Genomic DNA, 17,226 nt, shown 5'->3' on the forward strand with positions numbered 1-17,226 from the left:
CAATCTGCTGAATCTGCCAGCTTCATCGAGTAAAACTATTATTTAGCAGGGATAAATTGGTGTATTTTACTGAGCAAATACGACATCAGGACGCACCCGCGCAAAAGGAAAAACTATGTCAGGTTATTTTATCGTTGTAGACGATTTGGCCGATTGGGCCCCCTACTTCCCCAGCAAAGAAGTGATCTCTTTTGAGCAATACCTGGAAAAAACCGAAATCAAAGGCGAAAAGACCGTCAGGGTACTGAACTTTTGCCGCAACAAACGTGCCCTTGGTCGTGGCTACTACTGCTCATTACTGGCCGAAGCGAGAGGACACAAGGTGATCCCCAATATCACCGTACTCAATGACTTGCGCCAGAAAAACCTTTATAGCTTGCAACTTGAAGAAGTGAATAAGTCGATGGCCAAGCTCAAAGCGGCCGCCGGACAGAAAAGTCTGACCTTTAAGGTTTTCCTGGGCGAGAGCATAGAGCCCGAGTTGAGCGAATTGGCTAAAGACCTCTTTGAGCGCTTTCCTGCTCCCATCTTGGAAGTAACACTTGAAAAAGATAAAAAATGGTCTTTAGAACGCGTTCATGCTCTCTCCCTTAAGGAAATTACCGTTGAAGAAGAGCAAGAGTTTCTAGCCAATACCTTAGAGCGTTACAGCAACAGGCTTTGGCGAAAACCCAAAGCCCGCAAACATTACCGATATGAAGTGGCTATGCTGGTGAATGCAGAGGAAAAACTACCGCCCAGCGATAAGAAGGCGCTGAGCAACTTTGTTAAAGCGGCAGAAAAACTTGGCATTAACCTGGAGCCGATTGGTGCCAAAGACTATGTGCGTTTAGCTGAATATGACGGACTCTTTATTCGCGAAACCACTTCGATTGACCACCACACTTATCGCTTTGCAAAAAAGGCCGAAGCTGAAGGTATGGTAGTCATAGACGATCCAACCTCCATTTTGCGTTGCACCAATAAGGTGTACTTGGCTGACTTATTGCGCGCCAATAAGGTCCCCACGCCAAAAACCTTGTTGATGAGCCAGACCGATAAAGACAGCCTGCAAGCTGCCATCGATTACCTGGGTTTCCCGATTGTCCTGAAAATACCTGACGGAGCCTTCTCTAAAGGCATGTACAAGGTCAAATCCATGGAAGAACTGGCCGATGCCATGAAAAAGTTAAGTAAGACCTCCGCCTTGGTTTTGGCCCAAGAGTACCTATATACGGAATACGATTGGCGTGTCGGGGTGCTGAATAACAAGCCATTGTATGCATGTCGTTATTACATGGTGAAAGGGCATTGGCAAATCTATCGCCATGATGACGGCAGCAATAAGGTAACCTCAGGTAAATTTGATACCCTACCGACCTATGAAGTACCGCAAGCGGTACTGGAAGCCGCACTGAAAGCCTGCCGTTTGATCGGCGACGGCTTTTATGGTGTCGATTTAAAGCAAACCAAAGAAGGAAAAGTGGCGGTTATCGAAGTGAACGATAACCCCAGTATCGATTCGGCGGTTGAAGACAAGTTTCTTGGACAAGCTCTGTATTACGAAGTGATGGCTGAGTTCTTACGCAGACTGGAATTGCAACAACGCCACTGAGCCATACAAGCTCAAACAACCCCAGATTAGAGTTAGACAATTGGAGATATTATGGCTGACATAAAGCATAGCCGCCTGATGATTCTTGGTTCCGGCCCTGCCGGCTACACGGCTGCAGTCTATGCTGCCCGAGCTAATCTTAACCCTGTGCTGATCACCGGTATGCAGCAAGGCGGTCAGTTGACCACCACCACTGAAGTGGAGAACTGGCCAGGCGATCCTGAAGGACTGACAGGACCGGATTTAATGGTGCGCATGCAAAAGCACGCCGAGCGTTTTGATACCAAGATTATCTTCGACCACATTAACGAAGTTGATCTCAAGGTGCGTCCCTTTATTCTTAAAGGCGATCAAGGTGTTTATAGCTGCGATGCGCTGATCATTGCCACCGGCGCCTCTGCCAAGTACCTGGGCTTGGAGAGTGAGCAGGCCTTTATGGGTAAAGGCGTATCAGCTTGTGCCACCTGCGATGGCTTCTTTTATCGCAAGCAGAAAGTAGCGGTTATTGGTGGTGGCAATACTGCCGTGGAAGAAGCACTGTATCTGTCCAATATCGCCTCAGAAGTGCACCTGATACACCGCCGTGACAGCTTCCGCAGTGAAAAAATCCTCACCGATCGGCTGATGGACAAGGTTGAAAATGGCAATATTGTATTGCACCTGAACCAAACGCTGGATGAAGTGTTAGGCGATGATATGGGCGTCAATGGCCTTCGTCTTCGTAGCACAGAAAATAACAGCACCAGTGAACTGGCCGTTACCGGCTTGTTTGTAGCCATTGGTCACAAACCCAATACCGATATGTTTGTCGGTCAGTTGGATATGCATGATGGTTACATCAGGATCCAAAGTGGTCTGGAAGGCAATGCTACCGCGACCAGCATCCCTGGTGTATTCGCCGCAGGGGATGTCTGCGACCATGTTTATCGTCAGGCCATTACCTCAGCCGGCACCGGCTGTATGGCCGCCCTTGATGCAGAAAAGTATCTGGACGCGCTGAAATAATCCGGGCCTCGAAAGAGGCCTTATTTTTCTTATGCAAGAGCAGTTTATCAAACTCGATCACCGGCTTCGGTTCCCCCGTCCTGACAACGCGCTGATTGAGCCGGATGGGTTATTAGCCTTTGGCGGCGATTTATCGGTTAAGCGACTGCTGCTTGCCTACCAAAATGGTATTTTCCCCTGGTTCAGCGAGGGTGAGCCCATTCTCTGGTGGTCACCCTCTAAACGCGGCATCTTGGAGCTAAAGGATTTCTACTGCTCGAAAAGCCTGGCCAAGCTGGCACGCTCGGGAAGATATCGCGCCAGTCTCAACCTTGCCTTTGACCGGGTTATTGAGGCTTGCGCCAGCACGCCGAGGGGCAGCAGCGGTACTTGGATCACCAAACAGATGATAGCCGCCTATCAAGCCGTGCATAGAGCGGGCTATGCCCACTCGGTGGAAATATGGGAAGAGGAAGAATTAGTCGGCGGGCTCTATGGTTTAGGTATGGGCAAGGTTTTTTGTGGCGAATCCATGTTTCACCTGCGCACCGATGCCTCCAAGCTGGCCATGCTGTTTTTAGTAAATCACCTGCTAAAATACCATTTTGACTTTATCGATTGTCAATTACAAAACCCGCATCTGGCCTCTTTAGGCGCGACAGAAATTCCGCGCCAACAATTCCTGAAACGACTTCACCAAAGTGCTGGTACGCCGGCCCCTGAAGGTTGCTGGACGCCTCAGTCAATCCAGTTCATAGTGAGCCCATGAAGTTCGCATTAACACGGCCTTTTCCCTGCAGTTATCTGCCACAGCAGCAAGAGCAGTTAATTGTGCTTAGCGATGAATATGAGCCAGCAGCAGAGCTGTACGGTAATCTGTTGGCGGCAGGCTTCAGACGCAGCGGAGAGCACATTTACCGGCCTCATTGCCCGAGCTGTTCAGCCTGCGAATCCATTCGTATTCCAGTAGCAGTGTTTTCACCATCCTCCAGTCAAAAGCGCATCCTTAAGCGCAACACCGATATTGATGTTACATTCGGGGATGAAGACATTGACTCGTATTACAATCTGTATGAACGCTATATCGGCGCACGGCACGCTGAAGGCAGCATGTACCCCCCAAGCCTCGAACAGTATCGCCATTTTATCGGTCGCTCTGCCGGTAATATGCGCTTTATTGAGTTTCATCAGGAAGACAAGTTGGTTGGCGTTGCCGTGACCGATGAGGTACCCGATGCATTATCGGCACTTTACACTTTCTTTGATCCTGAATGTGAGAAGCGCTCTATGGGAACCTTTGCCATTTTAAAGCAAATAGAAATGGCCAGGCAGATGGACAAAGAATTCCTCTATCTAGGTTATCAGGTGGATGATTGTGCCAAAATGAATTACAAAGCCAATTTCCTGCCACATCAGCGTTTCATCAACCACCAATGGCACTTAGTGGTAAAAAAACACGGCTAACGCTTTACACTGTAAAGGATATTGGGCAAAATCTGCGCGGCATTTTGCCCTACCCTGTCCAGAAACCTAAGTCTTGAAATAGACTGTAATCACTAGGCGGTTGTTTTAAAGCCCTCTTTCTGCGGCTTAGACAGGCATTTTGTCGGGTGAATTTATGCTGACAACGATGTATTAACAAAGGTAATTTTTTTAAATGGCGAAAGAAGACTGTATTGAAATGGAAGGTACCGTGCTGGATACACTTCCAAATACGATGTTCCGTGTTGAATTAGAGAACGGTCACGTGGTAACTGCGCACATTTCCGGCAAAATGCGCAAAAACTATATCCGTATCCTCACCGGCGACAAAGTCACAGTCGAAATGACCCCTTATGATTTGTCCAAGGGTCGGATTATTTATCGCGCGCGTTAATTGATAGAATGATCAAAAAAGCCCAACAAAAGTTGGGCTTTTTTATTTGGACCATGGCTCTATCAGGCTTCGGCCTTGGACTTCTTGGCCACTGGATAGTGAAAAGACAACTTGTCGTTTTTCACATCGATTTTGACGCTGCCGCCATCGGCTAAACGACCGAACAGCAGTTCGTTTGCCAACTCTTTCTTAACGTGCTCCTGCAGCACTCTGGCCATCGGTCTGGCCCCCATGGCTTTGTCATAGCCTTTTTCAGCCAGCCATGTCCTGGCAGCATTGGTGAATTCCAAAGATACACCTTTGTTGTCCAACTGCACTTCCAGCTCCACAACAAATTTATCCACCACTTGGAGGATCACATCAGGCTCGAGATGATTAAACCAAATGATCCCATCCAACCGGTTTCTGAATTCGGGACTGAAGATGCGGTTGATTTCTGCCAGTGCATCATGACTGTGATCCTGCTGCTTAAAGCCGATAGACTTGCGCACCGTTTCCTGCACACCGGCGTTGGTGGTCATCACCAATACCACATTGCGAAAATCGACTTTGCGACCATTGTTGTCGGTCAGCGTACCGTGGTCCATCACCTGCAACAGGATGTTGTAGATATCACTGTGGGCCTTTTCTATCTCATCCAAGAGCACCACCGAATAGGGATGCTTGATCACGGCATCGGTCAAAAGACCACCTTGATCGAAACCCACATAACCTGGAGGCGCACCAATCAAGCGGCTAACCGCATGGCGCTCCATATATTCGGACATATCGAAACGCACCAGTTCCACGCCCATAATCTTGGCGAGTTGCTGGGTTACCTCGGTTTTACCCACACCGGTGGGACCGGCAAACAGGAAGTTACCAATGGGCTTGGTTTCATTACCAAGACCTGAACGAGACAAGCGAATAGCATTGGTCAGGGTTTCGATAGCATTGTCCTGACCAAAGACCACCATTTTCAGATTGCGATCCAGATTCTTAAGCACTTCTTTGTCAGACGCAGAAACAGATTTCTCCGGGATCCGGGCCATCTTGGCAATAATCTGCTCGATTTCGGGTACACCAATAGTCTTCTTGCGCCGGGATACCGGCAACAAACGCTGACTGGCCCCGGCTTCGTCGATAACGTCAATGGCCTTGTCCGGCAAATGGCGCTCATTGATATATTTGGCAGATAATTCCGCTGCCGCCCTCACCGCTTTTTGCGTATAGCGCACCCCATGATGCTCCTCGTAACGGGATTTTAGTCCCATCAGGATCTTGGTGGTGTCATCCACGGTAGGCTCGATGACATCGATTTTCTGGAAACGACGAGCAAGTGCCCGATCTTTCTCAAAAATGCCCTGGTATTCCTGATAGGTAGTAGAGCCGATACAACGCAGCTCGCCACTGGACAATTTGGGCTTGAGCAGGTTGGAGGCATCCATCACCCCACCGGAGGCGGCACCGGCACCAATGATAGTGTGGATCTCATCGATAAAAAGAATAGCGTGCTGATCTTTTTCTAACTCGCGTAGAATGGATTTGAGGCGTTTTTCAAAATCTCCACGGTATTTGGTCCCGGCCAGCAGTCCACCTAAATCAAGTGAATAAACCGTCGCTTCAGCAATCACATCTGGCACTTCTTTACTCACGATACGGTAAGCCAGGCCTTCAGCAATAGCAGTTTTGCCCACGCCGGCTTCGCCCACCAGCAAGGGGTTATTTTTGCGACGACGGCAAAGGATCTGAATCGTACGTTCAAGCTCGAGGTCGCGACCGATCAAAGGATCAACCTTGCCTTCCCTAACCTGCTGGTTGAGGTTAGTGGAATACTTATCCAGCGTTGATGTCCCCTCTTCCACTTCTGGACCTTCTTCCTCACGATCCGCCTGACTAGGGCGATCTTCATCACCTTTTGTCACCCCATGGGAGATATAGTTAACTACATCAAGTCGGGTAACATCTGCTTTCTTCAGAATATAAACCGCCTGAGATTCCTGCTCGCTGAAAATGGCCACCAACACATTGGCGCCGGTCACTTCATCCTTGCCGGAGGATTGCACGTGGAAAACCGCTCGTTGCAATACCCGTTGGAACCCTAACGTAGGTTGTGTCTCGCGATCAGACTCCGGACCATCCAGAATCAAAGGCGTTGTATCTTTAACAAAGTCGGTTAACTCAGTTTTGATTGCTTCAATATTGGCACCACAAGCCCTCAGCGCATCTCTGGCGGACTTATTGTCTAGTAAGGCCAAGAGCAAGTGCTCCACCGTCATAAACTCGTGACGATGCTCCCTGGCAAAGATAAATGCCTGGTTTAAGGTTTGTTCCAAGTCTTTATTCAACATACTTGCCCCTTTTACTACTGGCCCTTATTCAGACATTGCCTGACTAAGCTTGCTCCATCGAACACATCAGCGGGTGCTGGTGTTTTCTGGCGTACTGATTGACCTGCATCACTTTGGTCTCCGCAATCTCCGCAGTAAATATGCCACAAATTGCCTTGCCCTGATAATGCACGGTCAACATCAACTGATTGGCTTTCTCCGCATTCATGCTGAAAAAGCGCATCAATACCTCAACAACAAAATCCATCGGAGTGTAGTCATCGTTATTCAATATCACTTTATACATCGGCGGCGGTTCAACCTTTTTCTTCACCGCCTCAAGTTGTTTATCGTGGCTGATAATATTGTCTCTACTCATACAAAAATAATAGCTCTTGTGTTGGCTTCCATTATGGGATTTTTGACTTTTTAATGAAATGTAAAAAATGGCCTTGACACACAGAGGCTAAAAAATCTACATTTTTCTATGTTTCCATTCTCGGAAACCGCTGCCCTCTTTGCATTATATGAGGACGGCTTCAGGACAGATCAAGGGCTCAAGAGGAAGCAGAAGTATGGCAGTTGGCAAGGTAAAATGGTTCAATAACGCAAAAGGGTTTGGCTTTATTGTTCCCGAAGACGGCGGTGAAGACGTTTTTGCCCATTATTCTACGATTCAGATGGACGGTTACCGTTCACTGAAAGCCGGGCAAGAAGTGACCTTCGAAGTCCAGCAAGGCCCTAAAGGGCTGCACGCCGAAAATATCGCGGTAGCGGACGACGAACCGCAAAGATAAGCCTACCGCTCCGGCGTTAGAAGTATATGGCTTGAAAAGGCAGGTGCTGTTGCATCTGCCTTTTGATGTTTATTAAGCTTCAGGGCACATATGGTTGATCATGGCATCGCCAAAGGCAGAGCAACTTAGTAACGTTGCTCCTTCCATGAGCCGCTCAAAATCATAGGTGACGGTTTTCGCCTGTATCGCCCCTTCCATACCTTTGATAATAAGGTCTGCGGCCTCTGTCCATCCTAGGTGTCGCAGCATCATTTCCGCAGAAAGAATAATTGAGCCGGGATTAACCTTATCTTGTCCCGCATAACGCGGGGCCGTTCCGTGGGTAGCCTCAAAAATAGCAACGCCTTCTCCGAGATTGGCTCCCGGCGCGATACCAATGCCGCCCACTTGGGCTGCCAGGGCATCGGAGATATAGTCACCATTAAGGTTCATGGTGGCAATCACATCGTATTCTTCAGGCCGCAGCAAAATCTGCTGTAAAAAAGCATCGGCAATCACATCTTTGACCACGATCTGCTTACCGGTCTTGGGGTGGGAAAAGGCGCACCAGGGACCACCATCAATTTCTTTGGCAGCAAATTCCTGTTTGGCTAATTCATACCCCCAGTCCTTAAATGCACCTTCGGTAAACTTCATGATATTGCCTTTGTGCACCAAGGTCAGGGAGTCCCGATTGTTGTCGATACAATATTGCAATGCCGCACGCACCAGTCGATAAGAGCCCTCTTTGGAGGTGGGTTTAATGCCAATACCACAATCCTTGTCAAAACGGATCTTGGTGGCCCCCATCTCATTTTTTAAGAAGTCGATGACCTTTTGTGCCTGCGCGCTGCCAGCTTTGTATTCGATACCGGCATATATGTCTTCTGAATTTTCCCTAAAAATCACCATATCGGTCTTTTCAGGTTGTTTGAGCGGACTGGGAGTCCCCTGAAAGTAGCGGACAGGCCGCAAGCATACATACAAATCCAATTCTTGCCGAAGGGCGACATTCAGTGAACGGATCCCACCGCCTACCGGGGTGGTTAGCGGGCCCTTTATCGCCACCTTGTAAGCTTTAACAAGCTCCAGGGTTTCCTCAGGCAGCCACACCTCACTACCATAGACTTTGGTAGCCTTTTCACCTGCATACACTTCCATCCAGGCGATCTGACGCTCTCCACCAAATGCCTTGTTCACCGCCGCATTGACCACCTTCTGCATCACCGGCGTCACATCAACACCTATTCCGTCCCCTTCGATAAAGGGAATGATGGGATGTTTGGGTACCTCTAGAGCCCCCTCTTTACTGATCTTGATCTTTTCCCCTTTATCGGGGATAACCACCTTGCTGTTCATTTACCTGCTCCTTCACCAACTGGATCCAGATAAAGCATAGCCAAGGAGCACTGGTACAAAAGAAAAACCCGGCATAAAGCCGGGCTTAAGATAGTAAAAGAGGTGTTTTACTGGACGCTTGCCAAGGCGGTTTTGAACACTTCGCTTGGGAACATGGCCTTGCTGATCTTTGCTTCATCGGGGTAGTAGTAACCACCGATATCCAGCGGATGCCCCTGAGTGGCGTCGATTTCGGCAAGGATCTTGGCCTCGTTAGCGGCCAGCTTTTCTGCCAAAGGCTTAAATTGCTCAGCCAATGCCTTGTCGTCGGTTTGGGCAGCCAAGGCTTCGGCCCAATACATGGCAAGATAGAAGTGGCTGCCACGGTTGTCTAATTCACCAGCACGGCGAAGCGGCGACTTGTTCTCATTCAGCAGCTTTTCCGTGGCTTTATCCAGGGCTACAGCCAATACCTTGGCCTTGCTATTGCTGTGCTTGATGGCTACTTCCTCAAGAGATACGGCTAAAGCGAGAAATTCACCAAGGGAGTCCCAACGCAAATGTCCTTCTTCCACAAACTGTTGAACATGCTTGGGCGCTGAGCCGCCGGCGCCGGTTTCAAACAGGCCACCACCAGCCATCAGAGGCACGATGGAGAGCATTTTGGCACTGGTGCCAAGCTCCAAAATAGGGAACAGATCGGTCAGGTAATCTCTTAATACGTTACCCGTCACAGATATGGTATCCAAACCGCGGATACAACGCTCCATGGTGTAACGAATGGCGCGAACAGGAGACATCAACTGGATATCCAAACCACTGGTATCGTGATCCTGCAAGTAGCGGTTTACTTTGCTGATCAGTTGGATGTCATGAGCACGCTCATCATCCAGCCAGAATACCGCTGGCATCCCGGACTGACGTGCACGGGTCACAGCCAGTTTTACCCAGTCGCGAATGGGCTCATCCTTGGTCTGGCACATACGCCAGATGTCACCTTCTTCGACTTTGTGTTCAATCAGTACTTTCTCATCCTGATCGATGATGCGTACCACACCGTCAGCCTTCATTTCAAAGGTCTTGTCGTGTGAGCCATACTCTTCTGCTTTTTGTGCCATCAGACCAACGTTAGGCACAGTACCCATAGTGGTGGGGTCAAAAGCGCCGTGAGTCTTACAGAAGTTAATCACTTCCTGATAGATGGTGGCGTAGGTACTTTCAGGAATAACGGCTTTGGTATCATAGGCTTTGCCATCTGGCCCCCACATCTGACCTGAGTTGCGGATCATAGCGGGCATAGAAGCATCCACAATAACATCACTGGGCACATGCAGGTTTGAGATACCCTTATCAGAGTTAACCATGGCCAATGGCGGACGGTCGGTATAACAGGCGTTAATATCGCGTTGAATTTCCGCGCGCTGTGACTCAGGTAAACTGGCAATCTTGTCATACACACTGCCCAACCCATCATTGGCATTTACACCAAGTTCGGCGAACAGGTCAGCATATTTCTCGAAAAGGTCTTTATAGAACACTTTCACGCAGTGGCCGAATACGATGGGGTGTGACACTTTCATCATGGTCGCTTTCACGTGCAACGAGAACAGCACACCGGTTTGCTTGGCATCTTCAATTTGCTCTTCGAAGAACTTGCAAAGGGCCTTTTTGCTCATAAACATGCCGTCGATCACTTCGCCGGCCAACAAATCGACGCGAGGTTTCAATAAGGTGACCTTGCCATTGTTGTCGGTAAATTCGATACGCACATGGCCAGCCTTTTCCACAGTGGTAGATTTCTCACCAGAGTAGAAATCGCCACCGCGCATGTGCGCAACGTGAGAGCGAGAAGCCTGACTCCATGGTCCCATGGAATGAGGATGCTTCCTGGCATAATTCTTAACGGCGGCAGGTGCACGGCGGTCAGAGTTACCCTCACGCAATACCGGGTTAACCGCACTACCTAGTACTTTGCCGTAACGCGCCTTGATCTCTTTTTCCTGATCATTTTTGGGCTCTGCAGGATAATCCGGAACCGCAAAGCCTTTCTTTTGCAGTTCTTTAATTGCCGCTTTCAGCTGTGGAATAGAGGCACTGATATTTGGTAGTTTGATAATGTTGGTGTCTTTGTGATGGGTCAATTCACCCAATTCAGCCAACGCATCCGGCACTCGCTGGCTGTCGGACAAATGCTCAGGGAAATGAGAAAGAATACGCGCTGCCAGAGAAATATCACTCAGCTCTACCTCAATACCGGCAGAAGAAACAAAAGAACGAATAATAGGAAGGAGTGAGTATGTCGCCAGAGCCGGCGCCTCGTCGGTCTTGGTGTAGATTATCTTCGACTTGCTTGTCGTCATCTTAAACCTCTGTTTCGGCAATTGTTGGCTGGCGAACTTCACACAAGGGATAAGGAAGCCTTGCACCAGCAGTGGATAGCTTCATTCACGCTGTCTTTGACCTACAGCATAGCGCCAAGGCCAACAGGTGAGCACAAGCCAGGTAAAAAATTTACGGGCATCATATATGCCAGCCTCCATAAAGCACAAGTCTTCCAAAGACTTACGGCTGTAAACTTTAGTTGTAATGACGTCACCAAATTGCTTGGCAATGGCTGATGTCCCGTTGACTGCTAAATTATCGACGGGATAATGGGCCTTCGCCAGGCCCAACGTTGAGATTCATGCAACACACTACCCTTTTGTTTAATAAACCCTTTGATGTGTTATCCCAATTCACTGACGGAGAAGGCAGGCAAACGCTTAAAGATTTCATACCGGTTACCAACGTCTATGCTGCAGGCAGATTAGATAGGGACAGCGAAGGCCTTTTGGTGCTGACCAGCGACGGTAAACTGCAACACAAACTGGCCAATCCCAAGAACAAAACCAGTAAAACTTACTGGGTACAGGTTGAAGGCATCCCCACAGAAGAGGATATTGAGCAATTGCGAAGAGGTGTCGCGCTAAAAGACGGCCCTACCCTGCCCGCCAAAGTGGAAAGGATGGAAGAGCCAGAGCTTTGGCCTCGTAACCCGCCTGTCAGATTCAGAAAAACCGTCCCCACCAGTTGGCTTTCCATCACCATTAGTGAGGGACGTAACCGCCAGGTCAGGCGGATGACTGCCCATATCGGTTATCCAACCCTTCGTCTGGTGCGCTATCGGGTCGGCAATTGGACGCTGGACGGTATTGCCAGCGGCGAATATATCAAAGTGTAAGAACGTCATGTTTAAACCCAATATGACGGTGGCTTGTGTGGTCGAAGCGCAAGGAAAGTTCCTGCTGGTTGAAGAAAAGATTAATGGCAAGCATGTGCTAAATCAGCCAGCGGGACACTTGGAAGCTAACGAGTCATTACTTGAGGCGGCGCACCGTGAACTTTATGAGGAAACCGGACTCTTCCTCTCACCGCAGTCTATTGTGGGGCTGTATCAGTATCCCTCTATGGATGAAGAACTGACCTTCCTGCGTCTGTGCTTTGCCATATCCCTTCAAAAGCCAGTTGCGACCGCCCCCAAAGATGCGGATATTCTGGCCTGCCATTGGTTGAGTCCCGGAGAAATCAGCCAAAGTGGTTTTCAGCTTAGGAGTCCTATGGTTGAGCAATGCATTCAGGACTATCTGGCGGGGGCAAGTTTTCCGCTAACCCTATATCGGCAAGTCATTAGCAATGGCTGACGCCTGAAGGCCGAATGGGGTGCGAAGCGGCGCACAACCTGTTAAAATCCGCGCTCCTAAAATGGGGGCAGTGCATTTTCAAGAGCCTTTATTCTTCACCGGGGCCATTACTTCACGGGTTTTATGTCAGTTAACAGCCAATACAAAGTCATAGTCGGCATGTCCGGCGGTGTGGATTCTTCAGTTTCAGCCTATTTGCTTAAAGAGCAGGGCTATCAGGTAGAAGGCCTGTTTATGAAAAACTGGGAAGAAGATGATGACACCGAATATTGCTCTGCCGCAGCGGATCTTAAAGACGCTCAGGAGGTCGCAGACAAGTTGGGCATTAAGTTACGCACCATCAACTTTGCTGCCGAATATTGGGACAACGTTTTCGAATATTTCCTGGCTGAGTACAAAGCCGGCCGAACCCCAAACCCTGACATCATGTGCAACAAGGAAATCAAATTCAAAGCATTCCTTGAGTTTGCCGTGGAAGATCTCGGGGCCGACTATATTGCAACTGGACACTATGTCCGTCGACGTCAGCAAGACAGCCATTGGCAATTGTTGCGTGGACTTGACGACAACAAAGACCAAAGCTATTTCCTGTACGGAATCAATGAACAGCAAGTAGCCCGTACCTTGTTTCCCGTTGGTGAGTTGGAAAAGCCGCTGGTCAGACAAATCGCAGAGCAACAGGGACTTATTACTCACGACAAAAAAGACAGTACCGGCATTTGTTTTATTGGTGAACGCAAGTTCAAGGATTTTCTGGCCCGTTACCTTCCGGCACAGCCCGGTGACATCGAAACCGCAGAGGGTGAAATCATCGGCCGACACGATGGCTTGATGTACCATACACTCGGCCAGCGCAAAGGACTGCATATCGGTGGCTTACGCGATCATGGTGACGAGCCTTGGTATGTGGTGGACAAAGATGTAAAGCGAAATGTGCTGATCGTCGGACAAGGCGATAGTCACCCTCGGCTTTTCTCCAATGGACTGATCGCTAATCAGTTGGATTGGGTTGATCGAAAAGGCCCGAGTGAGAGTATGCGGTGTACGGTAAAAACCCGTTACCGCCAACAAGATATCCCCTGCACACTGTCTCCGATGGATGATGGCAGCGTTGAAGTCAGGTTCGATGAGCCGCAAAAAGCCGTCACACCTGGCCAATCTGCGGTCTTCTATCAAAATGAAGTGTGCTTGGGCGGCGGTATTATCGAGAGATTTATTCGCGAATGACAGACAACAGTTTTAACCAAACGCTGGCACTGGCTGGCGTTTGCCAAGGCGCCGTTCTTGCTCAGCAGTTTGCCCGCAAAGGAGAAGCCTATACTGAGGCGTTTCAATGCAGCATTGGCAGTTTGATCATAACCGATCCACAGGCGCCATTGCAGGTATATGGTGAACTATCCGGCCTGCGCCTGGGCTTTGCCACCCTGGAAGCACAATTAAGCAATAAAGCCATTGCCAAAGATGCAGAAATTACACGTTATGTAGCCAGCCTGTTGGGACTGGAGCGAAAACTCAGCGCCAATAAAGGAAAATTATCAGAGCTTGGTGAGCGCATAGAGCACATTAAGCGCCAGCAAAGCCTGTATGACCTGATGGACGAGCCCATGCTGGCCAATCTGGCGCGCATCTATTCCGATGTGATCAGTCCTATTGGTCCACGGATCCAAATCGCCGGCGATCCCGCACAGCTCAGACAAATAGGTATTCAACACAAAGTGCGCGCGTCACTGTTGGCTGGACTACGTTCAGCAGTACTTTGGCGTCAATTGGGCGGAAAACGTCGATATATTCTGCTCAACAGGCGGAAAATCCTCGATTGTGCCTTACAAGCCTTGCAACAAATTCAACAGCTATAGGAGCCCCCATGGAACTTTCTGCATTGACCGCCCTTTCTCCCGTTGATGGACGATATGGCAACAAAGTTCAGGAACTTCGCGGTATTTTTAGCGAATTTGGCCTAATCAAATACCGCGTACAGGTGGAAGTGCGCTGGTTACAGATGTTGGCTTCTATCGATGCCATCGCCGAAGTGCCTGCCCTGAGCACAGAGGCCAATCAGGTACTGGAAGATCTCCTCACAGAGTTTAATGAAGGCGATGCACAGCGCGTCAAAGACATTGAAAAAACCACCAACCATGACGTTAAGGCGGTGGAATACTTCCTTAAAGAAAAAGTAGCGGGGAATGCGGAACTGGCTGCCATAGGCGAATTTATTCACTTCGCCTGTACCTCGGAAGACATCAACAACTTGTCTCATGCATTGATGCTCAACGACGCCCGAGAGCAAGTTATTCTGCCTTATTGCGACAAGTTGATTGGTGAGCTTAAACGTTTAGCCATTGAATACAAAACGATCCCGATGATGGCAAGAACCCATGGTCAACCGGCTTCTCCTACCACCATGGGTAAAGAAATGGCCAATGTTATGGTGCGCTTGGCACGCCAACGTCAACAAATTGCAAAAGTTGCGTTATTAGGCAAATTCAACGGTGCCGTGGGCAACTATAACGCTCACCTCTCTGCCTATCCCGACATAGATTGGTCACAGGTATCCGAGCGTTTTGTGTCGGGCCTGGGTGTTGAATGGAATGCCTACACCACACAAATTGAACCCCACGACTACATCGCTGAACTCTTTGATGCCATCGCCCGCTTCAACACCATTTTGATCGACTTTGACCGTGACGTATGGGGTTATATCGCCCTTGGTCATTTCAAGCAGAAGACTGTGGCCGGTGAAATTGGCTCATCTACCATGCCGCACAAGGTGAACCCCATTGATTTCGAGAATTCTGAGGGTAACCTGGGTCTCGCTAACGCCATTTTCGATCATCTGGCGGCCAAACTCCCCATTTCCCGCTGGCAGCGTGATCTGACCGATTCCACGGTACTGCGTAATCTGGGTGTGGGTGTCGGCTATTCCTTGATCGCTTATCAAGCAACCCTAAAAGGGATCAGCAAGCTGGAAGTTAACCAGCAAAGCTTGCTGAATGAACTGGATAACAACTGGGAATTGTTGGCAGAGCCAATCCAAACCGTGATGCGCCGCTACGGCATAGAAAAGCCCTATGAGAAGCTCAAAGAGCTGACCCGGGGTAAAAAAGTCGATGCCACCATCATGGCCGCTTTTATTGATAATCTGGACTTACCAACAGAAGCCAAAGATCAGCTCAAAGGGCTCTCTCCAGCCAGCTATATAGGCGATGCAATCAAGTTGGTGGACAACCTGCTTAACTAATCGGATCAGTGCCGGGACATTGTTCCCGCGACTATACTTAAATGCCCGGTATAAACCGGGCATTTCTTTTTCCAGCCTCCAATAAGGCATGTTTAAAAGGATTTAGCCATGATCAGCGCCTGTATAAAGGCCTGGGTATGGGCCGGTATCGACAACAACGATCGTGACAACATCAGCCCTGAACGGCTGACCAATATGATTGCTCTGCTACTTATGCTGGTACCTGTGCTGCATATGCCCGTTCATGTGGCTTATTGGGCACAGGGTGGACTATGGCAGATTGGCAATTTACTGTTGCATACTGTGTTGTGTCCTTTCATTCCACTGGCCAATGCCAAGCATCGTCCTGGCTTGGCGAAAGTGCTGTTATTGCTGCTCTTCGCCAGTCTAATCACCACCTCCAGTCTTTATCTGGGTTACAGCAGCGCAAACCACTTCTTCTTGGTGTTGGGAATTTTCATCTGCCCTTTCCTCTTTCACAGCCATCAATCTTCACAGCTTTGGTTAGCCATAGCAGGTTATCTGATTCTTTTTCTTTCTCTGGAGCATCTCAAAATTGATCATCTGGGTATCGCCCCCGGTCCCTACATGTCCCTTTGCAGACAAACAGCCGGCTTAGGTTTGGTTGTCACAACCTTACTCTGTGCCTATCACATCCATCGCGATCACAGTGCCAGTTGGCAAAGAGTGGACAAAGAAAGAAACCGTTCAGAGAGTTTGTTATTGCAGGTATTGCCCAAGCCCATAGCCGAAAAACTGAAATCGTCTCGTCAGCCTGTCGCCGATTACTTTAGCAGCGCCACGACCATCTTTGCCGATATTGCCGGCTTCAGTCGATTTACCCGGGAGCATACGCCGATGGAGCTGGTGACTTACCTCAATCAGATATTCACTGCGTTTGACAAACTAGCCAAACGCTATGGTTTGGAAAAAATTAAAACCATTGGTGACCAGTATATGGCGGTCTCAGGTGTACCAGAAAGTTGTCCCGATCATGCGGCTCGTTGTTGCTGCTGCGCGTTGGAAATGCAAAGGGCTTTTTCCCGGATCAACCATCAATTTCATTTTCACAATGGGCTGCGCATTGGAATTAACAGCGGAGAGGTGGTCGCCGGCGTTATTGGCCAGGAGAAGTACAGTTATGACCTATGGGGCGACAGTGTCAATCTTGCCTCGAGAATGGAAAGTCAGGGGCAAAGCCAGCGTATCCAGGTATCTGAATATACCTATAAATTGTGCCAACACCGCTTCATCTTCAAACCCAGAGGCAATTTAGCGGTCAGAGGCATCGGCACAGTGCCGGCCTATTGGCTATTGGGCGAGCGTCCCCAACAAAAGCAAAGAATGCTTTCCCAATCTTAAGCTCGCAATAGCCAAAGCTCATCTGTTGATTATTTTTTGAGCTGGCAGTAGACTGAACTTTCGGCGTTA

The 17,226-nt window shown here is 49.0% G+C and carries 16 protein-coding genes; 12 read left to right on the forward strand and 4 right to left on the reverse strand.

Features of this window, described 5'->3' with window-relative positions:
• Window positions 1-115 precede the first annotated feature (115 nt).
• From P2G88_RS05555 to infA, 5 genes are all read left to right on the forward strand, one after another.
• Window positions 116-1,594: a RimK family protein gene (locus tag P2G88_RS05555; RefSeq protein ID WP_275794747.1), complete on the forward strand. Its 1,479-nt coding sequence runs from the start codon at window positions 116-118 to the stop codon at window positions 1,592-1,594.
• A gap of 51 nt (window positions 1,595-1,645) precedes the next feature.
• Window positions 1,646-2,599, forward strand: a complete 954-nt coding sequence (trxB, locus tag P2G88_RS05560; RefSeq protein ID WP_275794748.1) for a thioredoxin-disulfide reductase — start codon at window positions 1,646-1,648, stop codon at window positions 2,597-2,599.
• A 31-nt stretch (window positions 2,600-2,630) separates the two neighbouring features.
• On the forward strand, window positions 2,631-3,347 hold the full coding sequence (gene aat / locus P2G88_RS05565; RefSeq protein WP_275794749.1) for a leucyl/phenylalanyl-tRNA--protein transferase: 717 nt from the start codon (window positions 2,631-2,633) through the stop codon (window positions 3,345-3,347).
• Entirely contained in the window at window positions 3,344-4,042 is a 699-nt protein-coding gene (locus P2G88_RS05570; RefSeq protein ID WP_275794750.1) for an arginyltransferase, read from the forward strand. Before aat ends, P2G88_RS05570 begins: the two co-directional genes overlap by 4 nt.
• 193 nt (window positions 4,043-4,235) lie before the next feature.
• Window positions 4,236-4,454, forward strand: coding sequence for a translation initiation factor IF-1 (gene infA / locus P2G88_RS05575; protein WP_006010397.1), 219 nt, complete (start codon window positions 4,236-4,238; stop codon window positions 4,452-4,454).
• Between the two features lie 62 nt (window positions 4,455-4,516).
• Here infA and clpA read toward each other — a convergent pair whose 3' ends face one another.
• The gene (gene clpA / locus P2G88_RS05580) at window positions 4,517-6,784 is read right to left on the reverse strand and encodes an ATP-dependent Clp protease ATP-binding subunit ClpA (RefSeq protein WP_275794754.1); all 2,268 of its coding nucleotides are present in this window, start codon (window positions 6,782-6,784) and stop codon (window positions 4,517-4,519) included.
• A gap of 43 nt (window positions 6,785-6,827) precedes the next feature.
• Window positions 6,828-7,142 carry an ATP-dependent Clp protease adapter ClpS gene (gene clpS / locus P2G88_RS05585; protein WP_275794755.1) on the reverse strand — a complete coding sequence of 105 codons (315 nt, stop codon included), beginning with the start codon at window positions 7,140-7,142 and terminating at the stop codon, window positions 6,828-6,830.
• Between the two features lie 196 nt (window positions 7,143-7,338).
• On the opposite strand from clpS, the gene cspD reads away from it, so the two are divergent.
• On the forward strand, window positions 7,339-7,560 hold the full coding sequence (gene cspD / locus P2G88_RS05590) for a cold shock domain-containing protein CspD (RefSeq protein ID WP_275794756.1): 222 nt from the start codon (window positions 7,339-7,341) through the stop codon (window positions 7,558-7,560).
• Between the two features lie 72 nt (window positions 7,561-7,632).
• On the opposite strand, the gene icd is transcribed toward cspD, so the two are convergent.
• Together icd and P2G88_RS05600 are read right to left on the reverse strand one after the other, a co-directional pair.
• Window positions 7,633-8,898: an NADP-dependent isocitrate dehydrogenase gene (gene icd, locus P2G88_RS05595; protein ID WP_275794757.1), complete on the reverse strand. Its 1,266-nt coding sequence runs from the start codon at window positions 8,896-8,898 to the stop codon at window positions 7,633-7,635.
• A gap of 107 nt (window positions 8,899-9,005) precedes the next feature.
• The gene (locus P2G88_RS05600) at window positions 9,006-11,237 is read right to left on the reverse strand and encodes an NADP-dependent isocitrate dehydrogenase (protein ID WP_275794759.1); all 2,232 of its coding nucleotides are present in this window, start codon (window positions 11,235-11,237) and stop codon (window positions 9,006-9,008) included.
• 323 nt (window positions 11,238-11,560) lie between these two features.
• Between P2G88_RS05600 and P2G88_RS05605 the strand changes: the two genes are divergently transcribed.
• The 6 genes from P2G88_RS05605 (at window position 11,561) to P2G88_RS05630 (ending at window position 17,157) form a co-directional block, all read left to right on the forward strand.
• On the forward strand, window positions 11,561-12,097 hold the full coding sequence (locus tag P2G88_RS05605; protein ID WP_275794761.1) for an rRNA large subunit pseudouridine synthase E: 537 nt from the start codon (window positions 11,561-11,563) through the stop codon (window positions 12,095-12,097).
• Window positions 12,098-12,104: 7 nt separating this feature from the next.
• Window positions 12,105-12,557, forward strand: a complete 453-nt coding sequence (locus tag P2G88_RS05610) for an NUDIX hydrolase (protein WP_275794762.1) — start codon at window positions 12,105-12,107, stop codon at window positions 12,555-12,557.
• Window positions 12,558-12,680: 123 nt separating this feature from the next.
• Window positions 12,681-13,784: a tRNA 2-thiouridine(34) synthase MnmA gene (mnmA, locus tag P2G88_RS05615; protein ID WP_275794764.1), complete on the forward strand. Its 1,104-nt coding sequence runs from the start codon at window positions 12,681-12,683 to the stop codon at window positions 13,782-13,784.
• Complete coding sequence (gene hflD, locus P2G88_RS05620) at window positions 13,781-14,413, forward strand: high frequency lysogenization protein HflD (protein ID WP_275794766.1); 633 nt, start codon at window positions 13,781-13,783, stop codon at window positions 14,411-14,413. Before mnmA ends, hflD begins: the two co-directional genes overlap by 4 nt.
• Before the next feature lie 8 nt (window positions 14,414-14,421).
• Window positions 14,422-15,795 (forward strand): adenylosuccinate lyase, encoded by a 1,374-nt coding sequence (gene purB / locus P2G88_RS05625; protein WP_275794767.1) that lies wholly within the window; start codon window positions 14,422-14,424, stop codon window positions 15,793-15,795.
• A 108-nt stretch (window positions 15,796-15,903) separates the two neighbouring features.
• Window positions 15,904-17,157 (forward strand): adenylate/guanylate cyclase domain-containing protein, encoded by a 1,254-nt coding sequence (locus tag P2G88_RS05630; protein WP_275794768.1) that lies wholly within the window; start codon window positions 15,904-15,906, stop codon window positions 17,155-17,157.
• Window positions 17,158-17,226: the final 69 nt, after the last annotated feature.

The sequence above is a fragment of the Aliiglaciecola sp. CAU 1673 genome, from assembly GCF_029223185.1.
Lineage (GTDB): Bacteria > Pseudomonadota > Gammaproteobacteria > Enterobacterales > Alteromonadaceae > Bowmanella.

Coding starts and splice junctions, on each gene's coding strand:
- P2G88_RS05630 (WP_275794768.1), top strand. CDS start 15,904: ATGATCAGCGCCTGTATAAAGGCCTGGGTATGGGCCGGTATCGACAAC.
- icd (WP_275794757.1), bottom strand. CDS start 8,898: ATGAACAGCAAGGTGGTTATCCCCGATAAAGGGGAAAAGATCAAGATC.
- P2G88_RS05570 (WP_275794750.1), top strand. CDS start 3,344: ATGAAGTTCGCATTAACACGGCCTTTTCCCTGCAGTTATCTGCCACAG.
- clpS (WP_275794755.1), bottom strand. CDS start 7,142: ATGAGTAGAGACAATATTATCAGCCACGATAAACAACTTGAGGCGGTG.
- mnmA (WP_275794764.1), top strand. CDS start 12,681: ATGTCAGTTAACAGCCAATACAAAGTCATAGTCGGCATGTCCGGCGGT.
- P2G88_RS05555 (WP_275794747.1), top strand. CDS start 116: ATGTCAGGTTATTTTATCGTTGTAGACGATTTGGCCGATTGGGCCCCC.
- P2G88_RS05610 (WP_275794762.1), top strand. CDS start 12,105: ATGTTTAAACCCAATATGACGGTGGCTTGTGTGGTCGAAGCGCAAGGA.
- P2G88_RS05605 (WP_275794761.1), top strand. CDS start 11,561: ATGCAACACACTACCCTTTTGTTTAATAAACCCTTTGATGTGTTATCC.
- hflD (WP_275794766.1), top strand. CDS start 13,781: ATGACAGACAACAGTTTTAACCAAACGCTGGCACTGGCTGGCGTTTGC.
- aat (WP_275794749.1), top strand. CDS start 2,631: ATGCAAGAGCAGTTTATCAAACTCGATCACCGGCTTCGGTTCCCCCGT.
- trxB (WP_275794748.1), top strand. CDS start 1,646: ATGGCTGACATAAAGCATAGCCGCCTGATGATTCTTGGTTCCGGCCCT.
- clpA (WP_275794754.1), bottom strand. CDS start 6,784: ATGTTGAATAAAGACTTGGAACAAACCTTAAACCAGGCATTTATCTTT.
- cspD (WP_275794756.1), top strand. CDS start 7,339: ATGGCAGTTGGCAAGGTAAAATGGTTCAATAACGCAAAAGGGTTTGGC.
- P2G88_RS05600 (WP_275794759.1), bottom strand. CDS start 11,237: ATGACGACAAGCAAGTCGAAGATAATCTACACCAAGACCGACGAGGCG.
- infA (WP_006010397.1), top strand. CDS start 4,236: ATGGCGAAAGAAGACTGTATTGAAATGGAAGGTACCGTGCTGGATACA.
- purB (WP_275794767.1), top strand. CDS start 14,422: ATGGAACTTTCTGCATTGACCGCCCTTTCTCCCGTTGATGGACGATAT.